Annotated in this window: 17 protein-coding genes; 8 read left to right on the top strand and 9 right to left on the bottom strand. The window is 64.8% G+C overall.

What is annotated here, in order from left to right; genetic code table 11:
* Positions 1–28: 28 nt before the first annotated feature.
* The gene (locus CU669_RS01980; protein WP_112142100.1) at positions 29–673 is read left to right on the top strand and encodes a GntR family transcriptional regulator; all 645 of its coding nucleotides are present in this window, start codon (positions 29–31) and stop codon (positions 671–673) included.
* 133 nt (positions 674–806) lie between these two features.
* Positions 807–1886, top strand: a complete 1080-nt coding sequence (gene recA, locus CU669_RS01975) for a recombinase RecA (protein ID WP_112142099.1) — start codon at positions 807–809, stop codon at positions 1884–1886.
* A gap of 90 nt (positions 1887–1976) precedes the next feature.
* On the opposite strand, the gene CU669_RS01970 is transcribed toward recA, so the two are convergent.
* The 6 genes from CU669_RS01970 to CU669_RS01945 form a co-directional block, all read right to left on the bottom strand.
* Positions 1977–3074, bottom strand: coding sequence for a transporter substrate-binding domain-containing protein (locus CU669_RS01970; protein ID WP_112142098.1), 1098 nt, complete (start codon positions 3072–3074; stop codon positions 1977–1979).
* Between the two features lie 12 nt (positions 3075–3086).
* Positions 3087–3428: a hypothetical protein gene (locus CU669_RS01965; protein WP_161539559.1), complete on the bottom strand. Its 342-nt coding sequence runs from the start codon at positions 3426–3428 to the stop codon at positions 3087–3089.
* Positions 3429–3546: 118 nt separating this feature from the next.
* Complete coding sequence (locus CU669_RS01960; RefSeq protein ID WP_239988481.1) at positions 3547–4695, bottom strand: glycosyltransferase family 9 protein; 1149 nt, start codon at positions 4693–4695, stop codon at positions 3547–3549.
* The gene (locus CU669_RS01955) at positions 4692–5813 is read right to left on the bottom strand and encodes a glycosyltransferase family 9 protein (RefSeq protein ID WP_112142095.1); all 1122 of its coding nucleotides are present in this window, start codon (positions 5811–5813) and stop codon (positions 4692–4694) included. The genes CU669_RS01960 and CU669_RS01955 overlap by 4 nt, the downstream gene beginning before the upstream one ends.
* A 13-nt stretch (positions 5814–5826) precedes the next feature.
* Entirely contained in the window at positions 5827–6942 is a 1116-nt protein-coding gene (locus CU669_RS01950; RefSeq protein WP_112142094.1) for a glycosyltransferase family 9 protein, read from the bottom strand.
* Positions 6943–6965: 23 nt separating this feature from the next.
* Entirely contained in the window at positions 6966–7352 is a 387-nt protein-coding gene (locus CU669_RS01945; protein WP_112142093.1) for a DUF6165 family protein, read from the bottom strand.
* Between the two features lie 222 nt (positions 7353–7574).
* Here CU669_RS01945 and CU669_RS01940 point away from each other — a divergent pair, with 222 nt between their 5' ends.
* The 3 genes from CU669_RS01940 (at position 7575) to CU669_RS01930 (ending at position 9384) form a co-directional block, all read left to right on the top strand.
* Positions 7575–8279, top strand: coding sequence for a hypothetical protein (locus tag CU669_RS01940; protein WP_239988480.1), 705 nt, complete (start codon positions 7575–7577; stop codon positions 8277–8279).
* A gap of 88 nt (positions 8280–8367) precedes the next feature.
* Positions 8368–9120, top strand: coding sequence for a M23 family metallopeptidase (locus tag CU669_RS01935; protein WP_239988479.1), 753 nt, complete (start codon positions 8368–8370; stop codon positions 9118–9120).
* Positions 9121–9180: 60 nt separating this feature from the next.
* Entirely contained in the window at positions 9181–9384 is a 204-nt protein-coding gene (locus CU669_RS01930; RefSeq protein ID WP_112142090.1) for a hypothetical protein, read from the top strand.
* 8 nt (positions 9385–9392) lie between these two features.
* On the opposite strand, the gene CU669_RS01925 is transcribed toward CU669_RS01930, so the two are convergent.
* A complete protein-coding gene (locus CU669_RS01925; RefSeq protein ID WP_239988478.1) occupies positions 9393–11492 on the bottom strand; it encodes a bifunctional aldolase/short-chain dehydrogenase in 2100 nt (699 codons plus the stop codon).
* 106 nt (positions 11493–11598) lie between these two features.
* On the opposite strand from CU669_RS01925, the gene CU669_RS01920 reads away from it, so the two are divergent.
* Entirely contained in the window at positions 11599–13395 is a 1797-nt protein-coding gene (locus tag CU669_RS01920; protein ID WP_112142089.1) for a potassium/proton antiporter, read from the top strand.
* Positions 13392–13802: a rhodanese-like domain-containing protein gene (locus tag CU669_RS01915; protein WP_239988477.1), complete on the top strand. Its 411-nt coding sequence runs from the start codon at positions 13392–13394 to the stop codon at positions 13800–13802. The genes CU669_RS01920 and CU669_RS01915 overlap by 4 nt, the downstream gene beginning before the upstream one ends.
* Before the next feature lie 29 nt (positions 13803–13831).
* On the opposite strand, the gene gloB is transcribed toward CU669_RS01915, so the two are convergent.
* The gene (gene gloB / locus CU669_RS01910) at positions 13832–14605 is read right to left on the bottom strand and encodes a hydroxyacylglutathione hydrolase (protein WP_112142088.1); all 774 of its coding nucleotides are present in this window, start codon (positions 14603–14605) and stop codon (positions 13832–13834) included.
* An 82-nt stretch (positions 14606–14687) separates the two neighbouring features.
* Between gloB and CU669_RS01905 the strand changes: the two genes are divergently transcribed.
* Positions 14688–15461, top strand: a complete 774-nt coding sequence (locus CU669_RS01905) for a class I SAM-dependent methyltransferase (protein WP_407671531.1) — start codon at positions 14688–14690, stop codon at positions 15459–15461.
* 32 nt (positions 15462–15493) lie between these two features.
* Here CU669_RS01905 and CU669_RS01900 read toward each other — a convergent pair whose 3' ends face one another.
* Positions 15494–16009, bottom strand: coding sequence for an NUDIX hydrolase (locus tag CU669_RS01900; protein ID WP_112142087.1), 516 nt, complete (start codon positions 16007–16009; stop codon positions 15494–15496).
* Between the last annotated feature and the right edge of the window lie 2 nt (positions 16010–16011).

Raw genomic sequence — 16011 nt, 5'->3', positions numbered from 1 at the left:
AAGACTGCGCCCACGAAAGACCAAGACCATGAAAGCCCTGCAAAAGACCAATCTCGCCGAACAGGCTTATACGGTCATCCACCAGATGCTGCTGGACGGCGCCCATGTGCAGCCCGGCGACAAGATCAGCGTCGAGGATCTGGCCCGTCGCCTCGGCGTCAGCCGCTCGCCGGTCTGGCAGGCCATCGCCCGCCTGGAAGCGGAACGGATCATCGAGGTGCGACCGCGCCAAGGCGTGTTCTTCATCGGCTTCAACCGCGAAAGGCTGCTGGAGATCTTTGGGGTGCGCGAAGTGCTGGAAGGCGCCGCCGCCCGCTTGGCGGCCGAGCGATCGACGCCCGAAGCGGTGAGCGAGCTTCGCCATTCCATCGCCAGGCAAAGGGCGGTGGTCGATCACCCCAGCCAACAGGCCTATGCCGACGAGGCCACCCGGTTTCACCATATCCTGGCCCAATTGGCGGGCAATTCGGTCATGACCGAATTGATCGGTCGGCTGTGGGACCAGACCAAGGCCATGTGCATCCGCCCAGAGGCCAAGTCGGCCATCCTGGATGCCCGGGTCGACGAGCACGAACGCATCGTCGACGCGGTGGCCCGTGGCGACGCCGACGCGGCCGAAGCGGAGACCCGCCACCATATCCGCCGGATCGCGGTGGAAGTCTACAATCTCTGACCGGTCGGCGCGGGACGCCACGCAAACACAATGAGAACATACGCGAACATTCCGCTTGTGTTCCGGAACGGAAGGTGTACTTTATTGGTCATTGCAAGACCGCCCGGTTCGGGATAGATGAAGGGGAACTGCCATGTCGCAGGCTGCATTGCGTCTCGTGGACAAGGACACCATGGATAGACAGAAGGCACTGGAAGCCGCCGTCAGCCAGATTGAGCGGGCATTCGGCAAGGGCTCCATCATGAAGCTGGGCCAGAAGGATTCGGTGGTCGAGACCGAGGTGGTCTCCACCGGCTCGCTGGGCCTGGACGTGGCGCTCGGCATCGGCGGCGTGCCGCGCGGCCGTATCATCGAGGTCTATGGGCCGGAAAGCTCGGGCAAGACCACCCTGGCGCTGCACATCATCGCCGAGGCCCAGAAGAAGGGCGGCACCTGCGCCTTCGTGGATGCCGAACACGCCCTGGACCCATCCTATGCCCGCAAGCTGGGCGTCAACCTGGACGAACTTCTGATCAGCCAGCCCGATGCCGGCGAACAGGCCTTGGAAATCGTCGACACGCTGGTGCGTTCCGGCGCCATCGACGTGCTGGTGGTGGACTCGGTCGCCGCCCTGGTGCCTCGCGCCGAATTGGAAGGCGAGATGGGCGACAATCATATGGGCCTGCATGCCCGTCTGATGAGCCAGGCCCTGCGCAAGCTGACGGGCTCGGTGTCCAAATCCAAGACCATCGTCATCTTCATCAACCAGATCCGCATGAAGATCGGCGTCATGTTCGGCAATCCGGAAACCACCACCGGCGGCAACGCGCTGAAGTTCTATGCCTCGGTGCGCATGGAAATCCGCCGCGTCGGCGCCATCAAGGACCGCGACGAGGTGGTGGGCAACCAGACCCGCGTCAAGGTGGTCAAGAACAAGCTGGCGCCTCCCTTCAAGGTGATCGATTTCGACATCATGTATGGCGAGGGCATCTCCAAGATGGGTGAGCTGATCGATCTGGGCGTCAAGGCCAATGTGGTCGAGAAGTCCGGCGCGTGGTTCTCCTACAATTCCACCCGCATCGGCCAGGGTCGCGAGAACGCCAAGCAGTTCCTGCGCGACAACCCGACCATGTCGGCGGAAATCGAGGGCGCCATTCGCCAGAATGCCGGTCTTATCTCCGACGCCCTGGCCGCCGGCCCCGGCGATCTGGACGGCACCCCCACCGAGGACTGATCGGACTCTGGACGAGCGGTATAAGTGAGAGAGACGAAAAAGCCCCCCTTGGATGCCAAGGGGGGCTTTGCTGTTTCAAGCCCGATGATGTTACGAGGTTTCCTCGGAGCCAAACCAGCGCAGTTGAATTTCCTGATAAGTGCCGTCTTCGCGCAGCCGCAGCAATTCCTCGTTGACCCGCTTGCGGAAATTGCTGCCTTGCGGAAACAGAATGCCGTACTTCTCCTGACGGAAGGTCGGTCCGGCCAACCTGACCTTGCCCCGTCCCTCATGCAAAACGTAATAGCGCAAAATGGGGCTGTCATAGACCACAGCGGCGGCCTTGCCATGTTCAACGGCCGCGATGGCCTCGGCAACGGTGCGGAAGGTCACGCTTTCCACCTGTAGGGTGTTGAGAAAGCGATGGGCGGTACTGCCCTCCACCGTCGATGCGACCCGGCCCGCAAGATCGGAAGGCGAGGAAATGCCGCTCTTCAACTGTTGCACGGTCAGGGTCGAAGTGGCGAAGGCGGTAAAATAGGCGACGAAGACCAAACCGATATAGATCCCCATGATGCTGATCACGCGAGAGAAGGCCCGCTTGGGAAAGCCCTCCGCCTGCCCCCCCATCAAGCACGCGACCCAGAACGCGGTCTTGAAGATCCCGGGGAAATAGGACTGGGAAATATCAATGGGAGACCCGCCTCGCCGCTCCACGAACCAGATGACATGGGCCGGCACGAAAATGAGAAACAGGCCAAGCCCGAGCGCCGGAAGAAGTTGTGACGACCATTGGAGGAGCAGACTCAGCATGGAAACCTGCGACACCCCTTCCGGAACCAGGATGGCCAGCCCGGAATCGTACATGGGGTGGGAAAAATCGAAACTGGACTCACGCTGGGCGGTAATGGAAATGGCAGCGATGGCAAGGTCGGCGCTGCCGTCCCTAACCACCCCCAGCAGTTCGGACAAACTGGGCTTGATGATGTATTCGGTGCGCACGCCGGTCCGTTCGGCCAGTCGCTCCCATAGCTCGATGGAAAAGCCGCCTAACTTTCCATTGGCGTCCTGAACCACGAAGGGCGGCAGGACGCGGGTGGCGACACGCACCACGTCGCCCTGCTTGGGAACGGGCTGCGCCCAGACGACCGTCGGCAGAACGCCAACCAAAAGCACCAGTGCGAGAACAATCCTGGCCACGACCCGCATGGATTGGACTCCCTACGAACCGAAGGACCGCATTTCATCGGGCATGCCGCGGGCGGCATCCCGAAGACGCCCAAGCAATTCGCGCTCGACACCGTCAATGACGTCGTCCTTCAGCAAATTGCCCTTCAGCCAGGACCACCGGTCCGGCGTAATGACCTTTTGCTCGTCCAGCACGAATGTGGTCAAGGAGTCCAAGAAGACGTCATGAAATGACGGTGGCACATGCCCGGACAGCAGATTGTTGACATCCAGCAGGAATGTGGCGGTCCGCTCGTTCACGCCGAAGCGGGCGATGGAATCCCTGATCCATTGGACTTCCTTTTCGCTGACCTTCCCCACTTCGAAGATCGACATCTTCAGATCGTTCAGTATGCCTTCCACGTCGCATGCCCCCGGGAAATTCACACAGCGCCCCCGCGCCGATCAAGCGAACTGTACCACCCTTGGTCGAAGGCCTTGCATAGGCAATTGGTTATGAAATGTGAGATAAAGTGCCGATCGCCGCCCATGCCCTGTCAACGGAGATACCGGCGACACAGGGAAAAGCGTCTTGCGGCGAACTTCGTTTGCTACACCGCCACAAGCAGTGATAGCACTCCATGGGATGGGCGAGAAAAACCGCCGTCTCGGGCCGGATGGCGTCGGGATAGGGGACGAAGGAGCCGAAATGACCGCCGCCCGCCAACAGAACGGTGGGGGCTCCGACGCCGATGGCGAGATGGCCGGGACCGGTGTCATTGCTCACCACGCAGGCCGCATGTTTCAGAACATCGACCAGTTGGGCCAGGCGCAGGCTGCCGATGGTGTCGATCACGCCGGGATGGGCCAGCGCCGCCAGGACGGGCTTGGCGAAGGCCTCCTGGTCAGCCCCGACGAAGACGACTCGCATTCCGGCGTCAAGGCAGCGCCGGGCCAACTCCATGAAGTGTTCGAACGGCCAGCGGCGCCCCGGCTCGTTGGAGCCGAAATTCAGAACCACATAGGGGCCGCCGGGCGGGATCAGGGGCGCCAACTCTCGCCAGGGAATATAGGGAACCTCTGGGGGCATGCGGGTTCCCATCAGCGCCTGCAAGAAGGTGAAATGGCGCAAGCCCTCATGGGTGGGATAAGGCCCGGTGTCGATGATCCGAGTGGCCTTGTCCAGATACCAGGAAAACTCCGCCCGCGTGCGATCGGTGATGAAGGGCGCGCACACGATTCTCTGATCGGCGCGGCTGGCCCAGACCAGTGTGTCGGCGGTCAGGGTCTTGCGCATGAACATGTCGCAAACCGCCGTCTTGTAGCCTTGCCGCCGCACCCAAAGCGCCACCTTCAGACGATAGAACCACTTCTTTTCCAAGGCGTGTTCGTCGATGGTCACCACCTTGAAGCCCGCGAAGATCACGTCGGCCAGGGACTTCCACGACTGGCAGCCCAAGATGGTGATGTCGGATTTGTCCACCCCGAAGGCGGCGGGATAATGTTCCAGCGCGGCGCGGACCATGACCATGTCGCCGATGCCGTCCATGCGGACGACCAGCACGCCCTTGCGCCGCCTGCGAACCGGCCACAGCGCCACCAGCGCGTCGATCGGGCGAAACAGCCACCAGCGCCGCCGCATGCCGCGCGGAAAGCCCCTCAAAGCACCCCTCCGCCGGTGGAGGCGCGGATATAATCGATGACGCCGCTGGTATCGATCTCGGCGACGCATTTATACATGCCGTTTTCCAGCGGGAACTTGCAGCGCCCGAGGCAACCCTGGCAATCCATGGGGACATAGACGAACTGGACATTATCGGGCGCGACCATCTCGTCATAGGGCACACCGGCCCCGGCATAGGCGGCACTGGCCAGGCACAGGGTGGGAATGCCCAGCAGGACGGCGAGATGCAGGCCCGCGGTATCGACACCCACCGCCATGCGCGCGCCCATCAAGATGGAGGCCAACCGCTCGAATCCGGACGTCTCCATGGTCACGTTGGGCTGCGACATCAGGATCATGAATTCCGGATTGCGGTCGAAGTCATTGCGATGACCGGCCACCAGAATCTTCCAGCTTTCGGGCACCGCCTCGGCCATCTGGCGCCAAATATCGGCGGGGATTTGCCGTTGCTTGATACCGGAAAACGGAAAGAAGACGATCACATTGGCGTTGAGATGTTCGGCGGCGGGCAACTGGCTGTCGGGCAGCAGGGCCAGGGCCGGTTGCTGCCGGTCGTCCAGGATCTCGTCGGCGAATTTGGACCAGCGCAGGATCTTGTCCTGACGCAATGGTCCAGAATCGAACAAGATGTCGAACACCTTCTCGCTTTCTTCCAGCCGTTGATGGTAGTTGCGCTTATAGGGGGGCGGCACCATACCGGCGGTCTCCGCCGGGTCGGCGGCCAGGATCAGCGCCTCGTCCTGATCGTGTTCGCGAACGTAATCCAGCGACACGATCATCCGGTAGTGCTGGGCGTGCAGCTCGGTGAAAGCCTGCCACCGATATTCCAATTCGTCGAGGCGGCGAAACTCCAGGCGCCGCAGCTTCAACAGGCGGGGGAACAGAAAGGACATCCCGGCGGCATCGGGGCGGCACAGCAGGGTGACCGTCTCGTCCAGGCCACCCAGCCGCATGAACCGGCTGAGCACCGCCGACAGGAACACCATCTCGGCGGGGCCACGGGAACTGACCAGCAAGATGCCGTCCGCCCGCTTGCGACGATGCTTGTAGCGCAGGTAAATGCGCAGGACGGGGTCCAGCAACGCAGCGATCTTCATGATCCGATCTCCGTTATCCGCCCGATTGGGTGATCCGTTCCACTTCGTTCAACACCGCGGCGCGATCCAAGCCCGCCACACAAGGATACATGGAGTCCACCGGTTGGAAACGGCAATCACCGAGGCAACCGGCACAGTCCATGCTCTTCCACAAAAATTTCACCGATGCGGGTGTCACCGCCTCGGCATAGGGGACGATTTCACCCACATAGGCGGCGCTCGCCAAGCACAAAGTCGGTACGCCCAGGGCGGCGGCCAGATGCATGCAGGCGGTATCGACCGAAATCACCAGCCGCGCCGAGCGCAGCAGCCCGGCCAGGGCGGCGAAGGGCGCCGGTTCGAATGCCACGCCCGGAAGATCCAGCAAAGACCGATAGTCCGGGTTCTTGTCGAGATCGCTGGGATGGCCCGCGATGCGAGTCTGCCAGCCGGGGGGCAGCGCGGCGATGATGGCGCGGTACAGATCGGGGCTGCTTTGCTTTGCCTTCACCGCCGAAAAGGGCTGGATGAACACGGTGGGAGCCGCCAGGGGAACGACTTCGGGCATGCGCTCGGGCGGCAGCGTCACCACCGGCGGCGGCGCGGCGATGCCGGTCAGGGCATCGGCGAAGCGGGACCAGCGGATCAGCTTGTCCTGGCGGGCTTCTCCCGAATCGAACACCCGGCCCCAAAGGCGGCGATTGGCATTCAGGCGGCGGTCGTGCTTGGGCCAGGGGCGCGGGGCCATGGCCGCCGTCTCCGGCGCGGCGCAGGCGAAGGCCAGGGCCTCGTCCAGATCGGGATGGCGCAGGAAATCGGTGGAGACCACCAGCCGATAATGGGAGCGGTAGAGATCGGCCATGATCCGGCGGCGATAGCCGATCTGGCGCAGCCGCGCGAAATCGACGGTGAGAACCTTGATGGCGGGCGCGAACAGGAAACTCATCTTGGCGGCGTCGGAGCGCAGCAGCACCGTGACCGCCTCGCCCGCCCGCGCAAGCCCGGCGAAGCGGGGCAGCACCAGCGAGAACAGCACGGTGTCGCCAAGACCGCCAGCAGACAGCAACAGCACGCCCGAAGCCGCCCCCCCCCGCCGCGACAGGCGGCGTTCCAATCCCACGACCGGATCGGTCAGGCGGTGCAGCTTCAAGAATCTCCCCCCCCTCGGCCCTGTCAGTAAGGTGCGTAGGACTTCTCTTCCACCAGGGCCGAACCGAGCAGGTCGTTGACCTTGCGCTTGGCGGCGGCGCGCTCGTCATTGGTGAAATAGACGGCACGGGCCAGTTCGACGAATTTGGCGCCGAAATCCTTGGCGCGCTCGCAGTCGCGGATATCGTCCTCGATCACCCACAGCTTCTCGTTGATGGCCTTGAGCTCGGCCGACAGGGCGGCGAGACCGGCATGGGCGGGAAACTCCCGTTCGCGCACCGCCACCAGTTCCCCCAGCTCCTTGTTCACATTGGCCAGCTTGGCGGCGTCGGCCAATCGCTCGGCCTTGATCTCGAGGATGGTGATCTTGTCGATGATCTCGCCCCACGACACGGGCACCAGAACGGACATGGCTTACCTTGGCTCTACGAAAACTGTCGCGGTTCTTAGCAGATTTCCCGCCTGGGGGCAAAAGGGCTTCGCGGCGGTCACGCTAACGGGTCTTTAACCGGGCGGGGCTAGCATGGGCTTGGGGTCCGGGTAGGTCTTTCAGGACTGGAACCATCCGTGGAGCAAAGCTTAAGTCCAGAGCAGCACGAGGCCTTCTTCCAGGAACTCATCGGGAAGATGCCGATGGTTCACCACGCCGACAAGCTGGAGGAGCTTGCCCTGTTGGGCCTGTCCATGACCTTGCGGCGCGAGGCGTCGAAGGATTTGCGCGAGGAGCTTGCCCGCCAGATCAAGGCGATCATCGCCAAGGTCGAACCCGGACATACCCCGGAAGAAACCGCGGCCGCCATGGCCACGGCCGCCAAGGATTGCATCCTGGTGCTGCGGGTGGCCAAGGAACAGCGAAAGCCGCGCCCGCCGGGCAATGCCCCCCATCCCCATCACGCCGCCCATCACCCCCATCATGCCGCGCATCCGCCCAAGGATGCGGAAATGTCCAACGCCAAGGTCGTCAAGATCGTGGTCGGCGTCGTGGTTCTCTTGCTGGCGGCCGGTGGCCTGGCATGGTGGAGCGGTAAGGAAACCCCCAATTCCGACGGCTCCGAGACCACCAAATTCGTTGAACAGATAATCCAGGCGACCCAGGGCGAGCCGCCGGCCACCCATATGTTCGGAGGCACCCTCAAGGTGACCTCCATGGGCGGCGTGCCGGTGGTGATCGCCGAAAAAGTACCGCCGCGCATTTGCGCCGCCTCGGGCATGAAGCTGGTGAAGAAGGGCCTTCTCAGCGTCAACGGCGTCACCCCCACCCGGGTGTCGTCGGCCATCATCACCGAGTTGTGCAACAAGGACGATGGCGATGCCACCATCATGTGGGCGCCGAAATAGGGCGCTTTGCGTCGTCCTTGCCGTCCTCGCCTGGCCAGCCCATGCCGAGATGGAACTGACCGGCCGCCTTCAACAAGGTGGTCTGGTCATGGGCCATGTCCCGCCCGATTCCGGTGTCAGTATTGACGGTCGGCCGGTGCCGGTGGATTCCGGCGGTGCGTTCTTGCTGGGTTTCGGCCGCGACGCCGCACCGGCGGCGATTTTGGAAATCCGCCGGGGCGTTACAATCGAAGCGCACCCCCTGGTCATCGCCAGGCGCGACTGGCCGGTTCAGCGCATCGAAGGGCTGCCCCGCGACAAGGCGGAGCCCGACCCCGTCGCCGTCGCCCGCATCAAGACGGAAGCCGACTTGCTGCGGGCCCTGCGCGCCAAGGTCAGCGGCGAGGCCCTGTTCCTGACGGGACTGTCCCGACCGGCGACAGGGATCGTCTCCGGCGTGTTCGGCAGCCAGCGCGTCTATAACGGCAATGCCGGGGCGCCCCATTCCGGCCTGGATATCGCCGCCGCCAAGGGCGAGCCGGTGCGCGCCGCCGCCGATGGCGTGGTGGTGCTGGCGGCGCCCGACCTCTTCCTGACCGGCCAGACCGTGATGATCGACCATGGCCTGGGTCTGATGTCCAGCTACGCTCATCTGTCGCGCCTGGATGTCGCGCCCGGGCGCAAGGTCGGCCGGGGCGAGGTCATCGGCGCCATCGGCGCCACCGGACTGGCCACCGGCGCTCATCTTCACTGGGGGATGTCATGGCTGGAGGTCCGCATCGACCCGGCGTCGGCGCTGGATCTGCTGGGGGAGTCGGGCAGCAGCCTAATACCAACGAAGCAGAAAGCGCAAAAGGAGTAGATTGCTTACCCTAAGGTATGATACAGACTAACCCATCGGAACGAAATGGGTTGCTCTGTCATGTTCGGCATGCATCTGACCACTGGCGATCACAAGCCCTTCGATGAAGAGGTGATGGATCAGATCGAGGGCGAGGCCCTGATCGTGGTGGAGAATCCCGACCGTTATGCCTCGCTCACCGTGGAAATGGCCCGCAAAACCCTGGACATGATCCTGCGGCTGCGGCGCGGCGGCACCTCCGATCCACAGATGCAGTCGATCTAAGCAGCGCCCTATCGCAGGCTGGCCTCGATATTACCGCCGTCCACGGTGATGGTGCAGGCCGTCACCTTGGACGCCTTGGCCAGCCAGACGAAGGCGTCGGCCACATCGTCGGCGGTGACCTCGCGGCCCAGCAGATTGCCGCCCATGTAATCCTTCTCGGTCAGGCCGCGCGCCGCCGACCGGCTGGCGATCATGTCCGAGGTCAGCAGGCCCGAGCGGATGCGGTCGGCATTGACCGCGTTGGAGCGGATGCCGTCCTTGCCGTGGTCCAGGGCGTATTGCTTCATCAGGAACAGGCAGGCCGCCTTGGGCAGGCCGTAGGGGCCGAAATTCTTGCCCGGATTGACCGCCTGCTTGGAGGCGTTGAACAGCAGGACGCCGCCGGTGCCCTGGGCGGCCATCACGCGGACCGCGTTCTGGGCGACGCTCTGATGGGCGAAGAAGTTCAGCTCGAAGGACTGGCGCAGCACGGCGTCGTCCACTTCGCCCACCGTGCCCTGCCACGCGGCACCGGCATTGCTGACCACCACGTCGACGCCGCCGAAACGCTCCACCACCGAATCGAAGGCGGCCCGCACCGCCTGGGCGTCGGTGACATCGCAGGCCAGCCCCAGGGCCTTGCCGCCGCAGCCCTTGGCGGTGGCCTGGGCGGCGGCGAGATCGCGGTCGAGCACGGCGAGTTCGGCGCCTTCCCTGGCGAAGGCCTTGGCGGTGGCGGCGCCGATGCCCGAGCCGCCGCCGGTGACCACCACGATCCGGCGGGCCAGCGGCTTTTCGCCGCCCTTGCCCAGCTTGGCCTGTTCCAGCGACCAGTATTCCAGGTCGAACAGGTGATCCTCGGAGACCGGCTGGAAGCTGCCGATGGCCTCGGCGTCGGAGATGCATTCCACCGTGTTGACCGCGATGTCGGCGGCGATGGCCGCATCCTTGGCCGAAGCGCCGATGCCGAACAGGCCGAGACCGGGCACCAGGGCGACGCGGGGCATGGGGTCCAGCTCGGTCTTCTTGGACGCCGAGCGGGCGTTGTTGCGGGCGAAATAGGCGTGATATCCGGCCTGGAAATTGGCGATGGCGGTCTTGGCGGCCTCGGCCCATGGGGCGATCTTGCCGGCTTCGGGGGCGGGCAGAACCACCGGCCAGTTCTTGGTGCGGATGGTATGGTCGGGGGTGACGACGCCCTGCTGGGAATAGCGTCCCAGCTCGGCGCCGTCCACATAGGCGCGGATGGCCGGGCTGGCGCGGAAATCCATCACCCAGCGCTTGAATTCCCCATCGCCCCGGTCGAGGGCCAGCAAGCCGCGCAGCACGGGCGCCACCTCGGCGAGAGCGGCGGGGGCCTTGGGCAGTCCGGCGGCGGCCACCAGGGTCTTGCGGCCCTTTTCCAGTCGCTGTTCGGCCGAGGTGACATGGGCGATCATGCGTTCATAGGCGTCGCGGGCCGTCTCGGCGAAGGTGAAGATGCCGTGCTTGAACAGGATCAGCCCCTCGACCGACGGATCCTGCTCGTAGACCTCGGCCGCCTTCTTGGCCAGGGCGAAGCCGGGCATGATGTAGGGGACATAGCCCATCTTACGACCGAACACTTCGCGGCAGATGGCGTCGCCGTCGGGCTGGTCGGTCAGCGACAGCACGGCGGTGGAATGGGTGTGGTCGATGAATTTGTGCGGCAGGAAGGCGTGCAGCAGGGTTTCCACCGACGGATTGGGCGAGCTTGAGGTCATCAGATTGCCGCGCTGGAAATCCACCATGTCCTCGTCGGACAATTGCTCCAGCTTTCGCAGTTTCAGCAGGGGGGCAAGGCGCACGGCGGGCAGTCCGGCCGGTTCGATATCGCCCATGTCCCAACCCGATCCCTTGACGCACAGCACCTCGACCGCTTCGCCCAGCAGGTCGTCGACCGTGGTCTTGCACGAGGTATTGCCGCCGCCGTGCAGCACCAGCCGGGGATCGCCACCCAACAGCCGGGTGGTATAGACCCGAAGCGCCAGATCGCGGTTCACTCCCTGGGGAGCGTATTTGGCGACATAGGACTCGGCATCGGCATCGGACCACAACGACTTCATGGAAACCTCGACAGGATTGAGCTTGGCGGCGAGAGGGTCGCGCATATTAGGCCAAGGCGCATGGCTGCCAAACCGATAAATCCGAATGGGAGGGTTCGACAGCGGCCCTCAAACCGCTTATGTACGAAGGAGACGGGGAGAAAAGCGGCCCATGCTCGAAACAATGAACGCCTCCATCCTGATCGTGTCCGGGTTGGTGGCGCTCTCCATCTTTTCCAGCCTGCTCAGCTTCCGCATCGGGGCGCCGCTGCTGCTGGTGTTCCTCTGCGTGGGGCTGGTGGCGGGCGAGGACGGGTTGGGCGGGCTGGCCTTCGACGATGTCGACGCCGCCTATCTGATCGGCAATGTGGCGCTGGCCGTCATCTTGTTCGACTCGGGCTTTCATACCAGCGTCAAGGCGTTCCGCGCCGCCGCCTGGCCCGCCATGGCGCTGGCCAGCCTGGGGGTGTTCGTCACCACCGCCGTGGTGGCGGTGCCGGTGCATGCCTTGCTGGACTTCGGCTGGCTGGAATCCCTGCTGATGGGGGCCATCGCCAGTTCCACCGACGCGGCGGCGGTGTTCTTCCTGCTGCGGGTCGGCGGCATCCACGTGCGCGACCGCGTGCGCGCCACATTGGAAGTGGAATCGGGCAGCAACGATCCCATGGCCATCTTCCTGACCCTGACCCTGGTGGCCTTGCTGGCCGATGGCGGCAAGGTGTCGGGACTGCATGTCCTGACCGAATTCGTCGCCGAATTCGGCGTGGGCGCGGTGATCGGCATGTTCGGCGGCGGGCTGATCGTGCTGGCGCTCAACAAGATGGGGTTCGAGCGGGGCTTGCAGCCGCTGGCCGCCATCTCGCTGGCGCTGGTGGTGTTCGGAACCGCGGGCGCCCTGCACGGCAGCGGCTTTCTCGCCGTCTATATCGCCGGGCTGATCGCGGGCAATGCCGGTATCAACGCCCCCGAGACCATGCGCCGGTTCCAAGATGGACTGACCTGGCTGGCCCAGATCGTCATGTTCCTGACCCTGGGACTGCTGGCGACGCCGTCGGAATTCTCCGATTTCGCGCTCGAGGCCGTGGCCGTCTCGGCGGTGCTGATCTTCATCGCCCGGCCGCTGGCGGTGTGGCTGTGCCTGCTGCCCTTCGGCTTCAACCGCAATGAAACGGCCTTCGTCGCCTGGGTCGGGCTGCGCGGCTCGGTCTCGGTGCTGCTGTCCATCGTGCCCATGGTGGCGGGTCTGGCCCATGGCCGCGACTATTTCATCCTGGCCTTCCTGGTGGTGCTGGTCAGCCTGGGACTACAGGGCTGGACCATCGGCGCGGTGGCCCGCTTCCTCGGCCAGATCGTGCCCAAGCGCATCGGCCCGGTGGAGCGCATGGAACTGGAAATCCCCGGTGCCCGCCACGAACTGGTGGCCTACCGCATCGTCGCCGATTCCCTGGTGGCGCGCGGCCACCGGCTGCCGCGCTGGGCCGAGCCGTCGCTGGTGGTGCGCGACGACAAGTCCTACAGCGCCCACGCCGCCGGTCACCTGAAGCCCGGCGACACCGCCTATCTGTTCGCCCGGCCGGAACGGGTGCCCTATCTGGACCGGCTGTTCGCCAGCGCCGCCCCGGCCGCCGAGGCCGACCGGCAGTTCTTCGGCGATTTCGCCCTGGCGCCGGAAACGCACATGAAGGAATTGGCCATCTCCTACGGCCTGCCGGTGCCGGTGGAGGATTTCGCCCTGACCCTGGCCCAGTGGGTGGTGCGCGAACTGGGCCACGAGCCCGGCATCGGCGACCGCGTCGGGCTGGGCGAGGTGGAACTGATCGTGCGCAGCATGGACTGGGACGACGTCATCTCGGAAATCGGGCTGGCGGTGGAGCCGACCATTTTCGACAAGCCCAAGCTGCCGCTGTTTCAAAGCCGCAGCGAACTGCGGGCCATGATCAAACGCTGGATGAAAAAAGGAGCGGCATGATGGCTTTGATGAAGACGCATCGCCAATTGATCGACGAGGCCAACGCGGTGGTCGAGACCATTCCGACCATCGACGCCATCGACCTGCACGGCGATCCAGGCGTGGTGTTCGTGGATCTGCGCGACCCCCGCGAATTGGAGCGCGAGGGCATGGTGCCCGACGCCTTCCACGCGCCGCGCGGCATGCTGGAATTCTGGATCGATCCCACCAGCCCCTATTTCAAGGCGGTGTTCGGATCGGGCAAGCGCTTCGTGTTCTATTGCCAGTCGGGCTGGCGCTCGGCCCTGGCCACCAAGGCGGTCCAGGAGATGGGGCTTGGCCCCGTCGCCCATGTGGAAGGCGGTTTCCGCGCCTGGAAGGACGCGGGCGGCCCGGTGGGCGAGAAGCCGGTCCAAGCGAAGGGTTAGCGGGCGGAACGCCCGCGCCCCCCTGTCCCTCACGCCACGTCCTTGCGGCGGCGCAGTTCGGCGAAGACCTTGGCGGGATCGCTTCCCGGCTCCATGCCCACCGCCTTGGCCACGGATTTGGTGTCGGCCCGCAGAAAGGGGTTGGCGACGCGCTCGTCGGCGATGGTGGTGGGAATGGTGGGCAGTCCCTTGGCGCGCAGCTTGTCCACCTGTTCCAGCCGGGTCAGCAGCGCCTGGTTGTCGCGCTCCACCATGCGGGCGAAGCGTCCGTTGGACTGGGTGTATTCATGGGCGCAATAGACCTGGGTGTCGGGCGGCAGATCACGCAGCTTTTTCAGGCTGGCCCACATCTCCTCGGCGGTTCCCTCGAACAGGCGGCCGCAGCCCAGCGAGAACAGGCAGTCGCCCGCGAACAGCACATGGCTGTCGGGAAACCAATAGGCCATGTGCCCGGAGGTGTGGCCCGGCGTTTCCAGCGCCATGACGGCGGCGCCGCCCAACAGGAAGGTATCGCCTTCGCTCACCTCCATGGAGATGCCGGGGATGCGTTCGGAATCCTTGGCGGCGCCCACCACGGCGCAGCCGGTGTGGCGGATCAGGTCCATGTTGCCGCCGGTATGGTCGCCGTGATGGTGGGTGTTGAGGATATGGGTCAGCGTCCAGCCCTTGGCCTTGAGACGTTCGAGCACCGGTTCGGCCACCGCCGGATCGATGGCGGCGGTGGCGCCGCTGGCCGGATGGTGGGCCAGGGTGATGTAGTTGTCCGACAGAACCGGGATCTGCTCGACGACGATCTTCGCCATGGCGGCCTCGCTGACTTGGTCCCGAAGTGTAGCGCCAAAGCCCCAAAACGCCTATGATTGAAGCGAAACTCAAGGAGTCTCCGTGAATCGCGACCTCGCCTATCCGGCCATGTGGACCGACGTGGTCGATCTGCGCGACTTCTATGGCGCCAGCCTGGGGCAAGTGGCCCAACGGCTGATCCGCCGCCAGATCCGCGAGATTTGGTCGGATGTCTCGGGCCTTCGGGTTCTGGGGCTGGGCTTCGCCACCCCCTATCTGCGCAGCTTCCTGGGCGAGGCCGAACGGGTCATCGCGGTGATGCCCGCCAGCCAGGGGGTGCTGCCCTGGCCGCCGGAAGGCCCCGGCCTGACCACCTTGGCCGACGAGACCGACCTGCCGCTGCCCGACCGCTCCATCGACCGGCTGCTGCTGATCCATGCCCTGGAATCCACCGAACAGATCCGCGCCATGATGCGCGAAGCCTGGCGCGTCTTGGCCGACGGCGGGCGGCTGATGGTGGTGGCGCCCAACCGGCGTGGCATCTGGGCGCGGCTGGAACGCACGCCCTTCGGCAATGGCAGGCCCTACACCATGGGACAGCTCAACCGGCTGTTGCGCGACAACATGTTCACCCCGGTGGCGCGGGCCTCCGCCCTGTTCCTGCCGCCGACCCAGTCGCGCATGCTGCTGCGCTCGGCTCCGGCGGTGGAAGAGATCGGGCGGCGCTGGTTCGAAACCTTCGGCGGCGTCATCATCGTCGAGGCCGCCAAGCAGATCTATGCCGGCAGCGGCCTGCGCGACGCCAAGGTCAAGCGCCGTTCCTACCTGCCGGTGGCGGAAGGTTTCTCACGGGTGGCGGTTCCCGACGGGGAGTGAGCGCCCGGCGACTGAGGGACTATGAAAAGACTCTATCGCTCCGGCCGACCGCGCGGGGCGAAGCCGGTCTGGCCCTTCATCTCGCGTTCGTATTCCAACGACCAGCGCACATTGGGATAGGCCAGATGGTCCCACGGGATCTCGTCCCAACGCAGCAAGGCCACATCCAGGCTTTCCGCGCCCGCCGCGTGGTCGGGCGTCAGCATGCGGGCGCGGTAGATCATGTGGACCTGGCTGATCTCGGGGATGGAGTAGATGGACAGCAAGCCATCGATCTCCACCCGAGAGCGCGCCTCCTCCCACACTTCGCGGGCCGCGCCTTGCTCGGTGGTCTCGCCCAGTTCCATATAGCCCACCGGCATGGTCCAAAAGCCCAGCCGTGGCTCGATGGCGCGCTTGACCAGCAGATAGCGGTCGTCCCAGGTGCAGATGGCGCCGACGATGACCTTGGGGTTTTCATAAACCACGAATCCGCAATCGCCACAGACCAGACGTTCGCGGTCGTCGCCGTCGGGAATGGTGCGGATGGTGGGGCCGGGCGGTCGCATGA

This window comes from Paramagnetospirillum kuznetsovii (assembly GCF_003284725.1).
GTDB lineage: Bacteria > Pseudomonadota > Alphaproteobacteria > Rhodospirillales > Magnetospirillaceae > Phaeospirillum > Phaeospirillum kuznetsovii.
The sequence above is the reverse complement of the archived record's forward strand: the minus strand, read 5'-3'. Positions and strand labels throughout refer to the sequence as shown.

Bases quoted from the DNA above. Each gene is read 5' to 3' on its own strand.
- CU669_RS01980 (WP_112142100.1), top strand. From the start codon at position 29: ATGAAAGCCCTGCAAAAGACCAATCTCGCCGAACAGGCTTATACGGTC.
- recA (WP_112142099.1), top strand. From the start codon at position 807: ATGTCGCAGGCTGCATTGCGTCTCGTGGACAAGGACACCATGGATAGA.
- CU669_RS01970 (WP_112142098.1), bottom strand. From the start codon at position 3,074: ATGCGGGTCGTGGCCAGGATTGTTCTCGCACTGGTGCTTTTGGTTGGC.
- CU669_RS01965 (WP_161539559.1), bottom strand. From the start codon at position 3,428: ATGTCGATCTTCGAAGTGGGGAAGGTCAGCGAAAAGGAAGTCCAATGG.
- CU669_RS01955 (WP_112142095.1), bottom strand. From the start codon at position 5,813: ATGAAGATCGCTGCGTTGCTGGACCCCGTCCTGCGCATTTACCTGCGC.
- CU669_RS01945 (WP_112142093.1), bottom strand. From the start codon at position 7,352: ATGTCCGTTCTGGTGCCCGTGTCGTGGGGCGAGATCATCGACAAGATC.
- CU669_RS01940 (WP_239988480.1), top strand. From the start codon at position 7,575: ATGGTTCACCACGCCGACAAGCTGGAGGAGCTTGCCCTGTTGGGCCTG.
- CU669_RS01935 (WP_239988479.1), top strand. From the start codon at position 8,368: ATGGGCCATGTCCCGCCCGATTCCGGTGTCAGTATTGACGGTCGGCCG.
- CU669_RS01930 (WP_112142090.1), top strand. From the start codon at position 9,181: ATGTTCGGCATGCATCTGACCACTGGCGATCACAAGCCCTTCGATGAA.
- CU669_RS01925 (WP_239988478.1), bottom strand. From the start codon at position 11,492: ATGCGCGACCCTCTCGCCGCCAAGCTCAATCCTGTCGAGGTTTCCATG.
- CU669_RS01920 (WP_112142089.1), top strand. From the start codon at position 11,599: ATGCTCGAAACAATGAACGCCTCCATCCTGATCGTGTCCGGGTTGGTG.
- CU669_RS01915 (WP_239988477.1), top strand. From the start codon at position 13,392: ATGATGGCTTTGATGAAGACGCATCGCCAATTGATCGACGAGGCCAAC.
- gloB (WP_112142088.1), bottom strand. From the start codon at position 14,605: ATGGCGAAGATCGTCGTCGAGCAGATCCCGGTTCTGTCGGACAACTAC.
- CU669_RS01900 (WP_112142087.1), bottom strand. From the start codon at position 16,009: ATGCGACCGCCCGGCCCCACCATCCGCACCATTCCCGACGGCGACGAC.